This is a genomic window from Roseovarius tibetensis (assembly GCF_050896375.1).
In the GTDB taxonomy this organism is placed as follows: Bacteria; Pseudomonadota; Alphaproteobacteria; order Rhodobacterales; family Rhodobacteraceae; genus Roseovarius; species Roseovarius tibetensis.
This window is the reverse complement of record NZ_JBPBBB010000074.1, coordinates 1-6,659: the sequence shown is the minus strand read 5'-3', so window position 1 is coordinate 6,659 and position 6,659 is coordinate 1. Positions and strand designations below refer to the sequence as shown.

At 66.3% G+C, this 6,659-nt stretch carries 10 protein-coding genes and 1 pseudogene; 2 read left to right on the top strand and 9 right to left on the bottom strand.

The features are described from left to right. Nucleotides 1-95: 95 nt before the first annotated feature. Nucleotides 96-266: pseudogene (locus tag ACROSR_RS19755) on the bottom strand (transposase); the annotation flags it as partial. On the opposite strand from ACROSR_RS19755, the gene ACROSR_RS19750 reads away from it, so the two are divergent. Further along, nucleotides 213-878 (top strand): CBS domain-containing protein, encoded by a 666-nt coding sequence (locus ACROSR_RS19750; RefSeq protein ID WP_432687603.1) that lies wholly within the window; start codon nt 213-215, stop codon nt 876-878. The pseudogene ACROSR_RS19755 and the gene ACROSR_RS19750 overlap by 54 nt on opposite strands. Before the next feature lie 219 nt (nt 879-1,097). Here the strand turns inward: ACROSR_RS19750 and ccoS are convergent, their stop codons facing one another. From ccoS to ACROSR_RS19710, 8 genes are read right to left on the bottom strand one after another with little or no spacing between them, the layout of a single operon-like run. After that, nucleotides 1,098-1,346, bottom strand: a complete 249-nt coding sequence (ccoS, locus tag ACROSR_RS19745; protein WP_432687602.1) for a cbb3-type cytochrome oxidase assembly protein CcoS — start codon at nt 1,344-1,346, stop codon at nt 1,098-1,100. Beyond that, a complete protein-coding gene (locus ACROSR_RS19740) occupies nt 1,343-2,140 on the bottom strand; it encodes a DUF2189 domain-containing protein (protein ID WP_432687601.1) in 798 nt (265 codons plus the stop codon). Before ACROSR_RS19740 ends, ccoS begins: the two co-directional genes overlap by 4 nt. A 12-nt stretch (nt 2,141-2,152) precedes the next feature. Then, nucleotides 2,153-2,314, bottom strand: coding sequence for a hypothetical protein (locus ACROSR_RS19735; protein WP_432687600.1), 162 nt, complete (start codon nt 2,312-2,314; stop codon nt 2,153-2,155). Then, on the bottom strand, nt 2,311-3,219 hold the full coding sequence (ccoP, locus tag ACROSR_RS19730; RefSeq protein ID WP_432687599.1) for a cytochrome-c oxidase, cbb3-type subunit III: 909 nt from the start codon (nt 3,217-3,219) through the stop codon (nt 2,311-2,313). Before ccoP ends, ACROSR_RS19735 begins: the two co-directional genes overlap by 4 nt. After that, nucleotides 3,216-3,398 (bottom strand): cbb3-type cytochrome c oxidase subunit 3, encoded by a 183-nt coding sequence (locus tag ACROSR_RS19725; protein WP_432687598.1) that lies wholly within the window; start codon nt 3,396-3,398, stop codon nt 3,216-3,218. Before ACROSR_RS19725 ends, ccoP begins: the two co-directional genes overlap by 4 nt. Next, nucleotides 3,395-4,123, bottom strand: a complete 729-nt coding sequence (gene ccoO / locus ACROSR_RS19720) for a cytochrome-c oxidase, cbb3-type subunit II (protein WP_432687597.1) — start codon at nt 4,121-4,123, stop codon at nt 3,395-3,397. The genes ACROSR_RS19725 and ccoO overlap by 4 nt, the downstream gene beginning before the upstream one ends. Nucleotides 4,124-4,127: 4 nt before the next feature. After that, nucleotides 4,128-5,762 (bottom strand): cytochrome-c oxidase, cbb3-type subunit I, encoded by a 1,635-nt coding sequence (gene ccoN, locus ACROSR_RS19715; protein WP_432687604.1) that lies wholly within the window; start codon nt 5,760-5,762, stop codon nt 4,128-4,130. 21 nt (nt 5,763-5,783) lie between these two features. Further along, nucleotides 5,784-6,200: an Rrf2 family transcriptional regulator gene (locus ACROSR_RS19710; RefSeq protein ID WP_432687596.1), complete on the bottom strand. Its 417-nt coding sequence runs from the start codon at nt 6,198-6,200 to the stop codon at nt 5,784-5,786. A gap of 190 nt (nt 6,201-6,390) precedes the next feature. On the opposite strand from ACROSR_RS19710, the gene ACROSR_RS19705 reads away from it, so the two are divergent. Then, on the top strand, nt 6,391-6,659 hold a 269-nt coding region (locus tag ACROSR_RS19705; protein ID WP_432687595.1), incomplete at its 3' end, for a hexameric tyrosine-coordinated heme protein.

Sequence of the window (6,659 nt, the reverse complement as noted above, 5' to 3'; positions counted from 1 at the left end):
GAAGAAGCGCGATGGCCGCCAGCCCCGGCCGCGCGCTGCGCTACGCCAAAAGGCTCCGCGCGCGGCCTCTTACACCATCCCGCGGGGCACTACCCCAGCAGGCGTTTGAGCTTCATGTTCTCGTCTTCGAGCCGTTTCAGGCGACGGGCATCCGACAACTCCATGCCGCCATACTTGGCCTTCAACTTATAAAACGAAGCCGGGCTGAGCCCATGCTTGCGGCATACCTCGGCCGTGGCCATGCCAGCTTCCTGCTCTTTGATCATTCAGATGATTTGCGCTTCGGTGAAACGGCTCTTCCTCATGTCGTCTGCTCCTTCAAGGTTACGCAGACACTACATCAGACTGAGGGAACTTCCGGGGGGCAGGTCATGGCCGCCGCCGAGGCTGAAGCCGCGCGGCGCCATTTCGAGGACCTGACCTGCGGCGACCTGATGTCCCGCGACCTCGTCACGGTCACTCCGGAAACCAATCTTGGCATGGTCGCCGACCTGTTTCGTCGGCACAGGTTCAAGACCCTGCCTGTCATGGACGACTTGGGCGACCTGTGCGGCATCATCACCCAGAGCGATCTGATACAGCGCGCGCAGCTCGACACCGTCAGGGGTGGTGTGGGATTTGCGAGATCGGTCAGGCGGCTGGTCCGCCCTGCCCGGAATGCAGGGCCGCGCGCCCGCGATATCATGACGACAGATCTGCGTGATGTCGGCCCCGGCGACGGCATCGGCGGGTTGATCCAGCTGCTGGCCGATGGCGGTGTGCAAGCCGCGCCCGTGGTCGAGGGCGCGCGCCTCGTCGGTATCGTGACACGCTCCGATCTGATTGCCGTCCTCGCGCGACAGACGCTCCTCGCCGGGGTCTTGCAGAAGGCCGTGTGAGATGACGGAGCTCAGGGCCTGGTCGACAAGCTGAACGCGATCCAGCAACACACGGTCGGGACCTGTTGCCGGGTCTCGATCGGGAGGTGGGCCTGTCTTTGCCGCTCAAGGCCCTTGCCTGTCGGAGGGGCCTCCGCGGCGTCCAGGTCAGACCATGCCGCAAGCCTGGGGGCCGAACGGCGCGGCGCCCGACAGCGCGATTGCGGGGTTGGGGCGTTCTCATCGCCTTCCGTCGGGATCCCTGCCGTCGGAATCGTGGTCGACCGCGTCCGACGCCGGATCGTCGTCGCGGTCGCCTTGCTTGTCCCGCGGATCATCGGCATCTGATTGGTCGTCGAGCGTGATGACGCGCCATGCGTTGCCTTCGGGGTCGTCGAACTGGTTCGCGCGCAGGGCCCAGAGGAAGGCGCAAAGCCCCACGAACCCCATGCCGAGCGATAGCGGGATCAGGATCGACAGGGAACTCATCGCGCCGCCTCGCCAAGCGCGCGCCAGGCATGCCAGGTGCCGTGGCCCAGGACGGGAAAGACCACCACCAGTGCCAACAGCCCCGTTACCGCCGACAGTGCGATCCCGGCGGCGACGATCGCGCCCCAGGCGATGCAGGGCGCGAGGTTGCGGACGGTGGTCGCAAAGCTGAGGCCGAGGGCCGTCAGCGCGTCGCCCCGTTCGACCAGCAGCATCGGCACCGAAAAGAGGCTGAGCGAAAAGGCGAAGGCAGCGAACAGCCCGCCCACCAGCGTGCCGGTGATCAGCAATCCCCAGCCGCGCGCCGTGACGAACACGTTCGACAGCGCGTCGCCCGCCGCCGGGATCGGCCCAAGCCCGAAGAACAGCGCGTAAAGCAGATCCGCGGCGCGCAACCAGAACAGAACCAGCAGGCCGAGCAGCAGCCCGGCAAAGGCCAGCTGCGTGACCGAGGCCGGCCGCACGAGGATCATGTCGCGCAGCGTGGCGGTCTCGCCGCGCTCGAGCCTGCGGCTTTTCTGGTAGAGGCCGATGGCGAGGAACGGCCCGACGATCAGGAACCCCGACAGCGCCGGCAGCGCCAGGTAGAGCAACCCCGCCGCGGCCAGACCGCCGAGCACGGCGTAGGACAGAAGGGTCAGAAAGACCCCGTAGGCGAGGCTGGGCCCCGGCGCGGCGCGCAGGTCGTGCCAGCCGGCGGCGAGCCAGTCGAGCGCGGCGCGGGGCGGCAGATCGCGCGCCAGTTTCGAGGCGGGGCGCTGCGGCGGGCGGACGGTGGGAAGCGGCTCTAACATGGATCGTCCCTTTCAGCAGGCGGGTTTTGCCGCTACCGCGACACCCTCGACCGCGACGCAATCGGGTTGCGACCCGATCGCGGCGACCAGAAGCTGCGCATTCGCGGCCAGCACCAGCGCCACCGCGACCAGTGCCGCGCCGATGGCGAGGCGTTGCTGGGTTGAGCGCGTCATTCGTCGGCTCCGTCATCCGCTTCCGGCAGCCGCGAGACATAAAGCGCCAGCAGGTTGATCTCGGCATCGCGCAACCGGTCGGACCAGTGGGGCATCACCCCCTGACGTCCGTTGCGAAGCGTATGTATCACCGATGCGGGGCTCTGGCCGTAGATCACCGCGTCATCGGTCAATGCCGGCGCGCCATTCATCATCCCGCCCGCGCCGCGCTCGCCGTGGCAGGCGTTGCAGTTCTCTGCAAAGAGCGTGGCGCCCGCGCTGTCGTGATCGGCGTTGCCTTCGGGCAGCGCCACGACATAGGCGGCAACATCCCGGAGCTGCGATCTCTCCATCCAGTCGAAGGCCGGCATCTGGGCGACTCGGGTGTCGGGATGCCGGGCGTTGATGCCCACTTGCAGCGTCGTGGCGATGGTCGCCGGATCGCCGCCCCAAAGCCAATGCGTATCGTTCAGCACCGGAAACCCCGGTACGCCGCCGCCCTCGTCGCCGTGACACATCGCGCAGTTGTCGCGGTAGAGACGGTCCGCGGCGGGCATCGCCCGCGCTATCAGGGCGTCATCGCCTTGCAACGCCGCGTAGTCGGGATCGTCGAAGCGCGAGAGCCAGCCCGCGCGGATATCCGCGACGGATTGCACGCCCTCGACCGCCATCTCGCCCTGATCGAGCCCGAGCAGCCCGCGGGTGTAGTCACGCCCGTAAGGCCAGGCGGGCAGCAGCACCCAGGCGATCACGGAATAGAGGAATGTCGCAACCAGGATCCACAGCACGAACCGCGGAAAGGGCGTGTTCAACTCCTTGATGCCGCCCCACTCGTGCCCGGTGGTGTCATAGCCGGTGACCGGGTCGATGTCGCGGTTGCCGGTATGCGGGTCGGCGCCCGGGAATTCCTTTGGGTCCGTGGTCATTGCCGCGCCTCCGCGGCGCTGTCGGCCTCGTCGGTATCCGGCAGGATCGAGCGCGCGATGCGTTCCTGCTGGGCACGGCGGCGCGGGTTGTAGGCGCGGATCAGCACGATCAGCATGAAGCCGCCCATCCAGATCGGGCCGAAGACCTTGGCGATCAGCACGAGGGTGTCATGGGTCATTGCGTCTCCTCCGCCATGATCCGGTGGGCCGCATCGGTGAGCGTGCCGAGCGATTGCAGATAGGCGACGACCGCGTCCATCTCGGTCAGGCGGTCGGGATCGCCGTCGAAGGCGCGTACCGCCACGTCCTCGCCATAGCGCGCGCGCACGGCGTCCGCGCCATCCGAGTCCGGCCGGCTTTGTGCCAGAGCGTCGGCCCGGGCGTTCTCGATCATGGCGTCGTCATAGGGCACGCCCAGCCGGGCCAGCGTTGACAGGTTGGCCTCGATCATGTCGGTCTCCATGGGCCGGGTCAGCCACGGATAGGCCGGCATGATCGAGACCGGCACGACACTGCGCGGGTCGATCAGGTGCTGCACGTGCCAGTCGTCGGAATATTTCTCTCCGACGCGGGCGAGGTCGGGACCGGTGCGTTTCGACCCCCAGAGCATCGGGTGATCATAGGCGCTCTCGGCCGCCAGCGAGTAGGGGCCGTAGCGGTCAAGCTCGTCGGCGAGGCTGCGCACCATCTGGCTATGGCAGGCATAGCAGCCCTCGCGGATGTAGATCTCGCGGCCTGCAAGCTCCAGCGGGGTATGGGGGCGCAGGTCGTCGGGGATCTCGACGGTCTCGTCGATCGTAAACAGCGGCGCGATCTCGACGATCCCGCCGACCGAGGCCACGGCGATGATCGCACCGACCAGCCCCATCGAGAGCTTTTCGAGATTGTAATGCAGCTTCAGCATCGGCTCACTCCGCCGGTTGGGTGACGATGGGGCGGTCGGACTCGTCCACCCGGTCGCCTGCGGCCCGCATCGTGGCGCGGCAGTTGAGGGCACACAGCACCGCGCCGGCGAGGAACAGACCGCCCCCGAGGGTGCGGAAGGCGTAATAGGGCAGCATCGCCTCGACCGATTCGATGAAGCTATAGGACAGCGCGCCGCCCTCGTCATAGGCACGCCACATCAGCCCCTGCGTGATGCCCGCGTTCCACAGCGACACGACGTAGATCAGCGTCCCGGCGATCGCGAGCCAGAAATGCCATTCCACCGCCTTCGGCCAGGCCATGTCCTCGCGGCCCCAAAGCTTCGGGACCAGCGTGTAGATCGCGCCAAAGACGATCATCGCCACCCATCCCAGCGTGCCGGAATGCACATGCCCGACCGTCCAGTCGGTGTAATGCGACAGCGAATTGACGGGGCGGATGGCCAGGAACGAGCCCTCGAATGTTGACAGGCCATAGAACACGGCGGCCACGAACATGAAGCGCAGCGTGGCGTCGTCGCGCACCTTGTGCCAGGCGCCGTTCAGCGTGGCGATGGCGTTGCCCGCCGAGGCCCACGAGGGCACCAGCAGCATGACCGAGAAGGTCATGCCCAGCACCTGCGTCCAGTAGGGCAGGGCGGTGTAGTGCAGGTGGTGCGAGCCCGCCCACATGTAGAAGAACACGATCCCCCAGAAGCTGAGGATCGACAGCCGGTAGGACCAGATCGGGCGCTGCGCGCGCACCGGCAGGAAGTAGTAGAGCATCCCCAGGAATCCGGCCGTCAGGAAGAACGCCACCGCGTTGTGCCCGTACCACCACTGGACCATCGCGTCCTGCACGCCCGACCAGATGGTGAAGCTTTCGCCCGATCCCAGGCTGACAGGCAGTGCCAGGTTGTTGACGATGTGCAGCATCGCCACCACGAGGATGAAGGCCATGTAGTACCAGTTGGCGACGTAGATATGCGGCTCGGCCCGGCGCGCCAGCGTGCGGATATAAAGCACGAAATAGGTCACCCAGACGAATACCAGCCACAGGTCGGCATACCATTCCGGCTCGGCATATTCCTTGGATTGCGTCTGCCCCATGACATAGCCGGTCGCGGCCCAGACGCAGAACAGGTTGAATCCGATCAGCACGACCCACGGGCTGACCGCGTCGGCCAGACGTGCCCGCGTGGTGCGCTGCAGCACGTAGAACGAGGTGGCGATCAGCGCGTTGCCGCCAAAGCCGAAGATCACCCCCGATGTGTGTACCGGGCGCAGCCGCCCGTAGCTGGTCGCGGGCCAGGGCGGGGTCGCCTCGGGCCAGTACATCAGCGCGGCGAGCCACACGCCCACGGCCATGGCGATCACCGCCCAGATCAGCGTCATCACGATCCCGAACCGGATCGGCGCGTCGTAATACCGCGTCAGGCGGCGGGCCGGCGGCTCGGGCTGATCGTAGAGCGCGCCGCCCAGCACGAAGACAAGCGCGACACCGAGGATCATCGCGAGGCCCCCATGCAGTGCCATGGGCCCGTGCCGCGCGACCCCTGCCATGGCGAGGCCAAGCAGCGTCAGCGCGACCGCCAGGCCGAAACCTATCCGGCGTTCCGACTTGGTCAGCGTTGCTGTCATCGCCATCGGGGAAAGTCCTTTTCAGCTGGCTGGTTCAGGCGTCAGCGCGATATCGGCAAGGGTCGAGCGGTCGAGGTCCTGCAGAAAGCGCGATTCGGCCGCGCGCAGGCGTGCTTTCAGGCGACACTGCCCGTCGATCGAACAGTTTCCGCCATCGGCGGCGAAACACTCGACCAGCGGATATCCATCCTCCAGCGCCCCGACGAGGGCACCCAGACGGATCTGGTCCGCCGGGCGGGCCAGCATGGCACCGCCGCCGCCGCCACGGCGCGTGACGACGAAACCGCCATGGGCGAGCTTTTGCATGATCTTGGACAGATGGTTGCGCGACAGTCCGAATTCGTCGGCCAGTTCGGCGGTCGAGAAGGCGCGCTCGGGCGCGCTGGCCATCCGCATCAGCATGCGAAGCCCGTAATCGGTGAAGGCGGTCAGGCGCATCGTGGTGTTGCCTCATGGTCATTTCGGTGACCGTTTCAGGAATTGGTATTTACAATACTGTTTAACACCCCTACCATCATTTGCAACCAAGATTTCGCGAGATATCCGAGATTTCAACGACACATGCCGCCACGTTTCGGACCATCGCAAACGATCCTGAAAGTCACTTGACCAAGCACAGGAGACAGCCATGACCCGCCATCTTCTCGCCCCCCTTGTCGGGGCCTGCCTGCTGATGACCCCGGCAATAGCGCAGGACGGCACCGAAACTTGGCTGCCGACGTTGATGACCGAGACGCCCGCCGAAGGCTTCGATCTGGCGGTCACGATGGCGCGCACGGCAGTCAAGACGACGCAACCCGATGTCGAGACCCTGCACAAGCTGCGCCCGAACTATTCCCACGATCCCGACAGCCTGATCGACGCCTCCGGCGTGGTCGCCGAGTATTTCGCGACGAT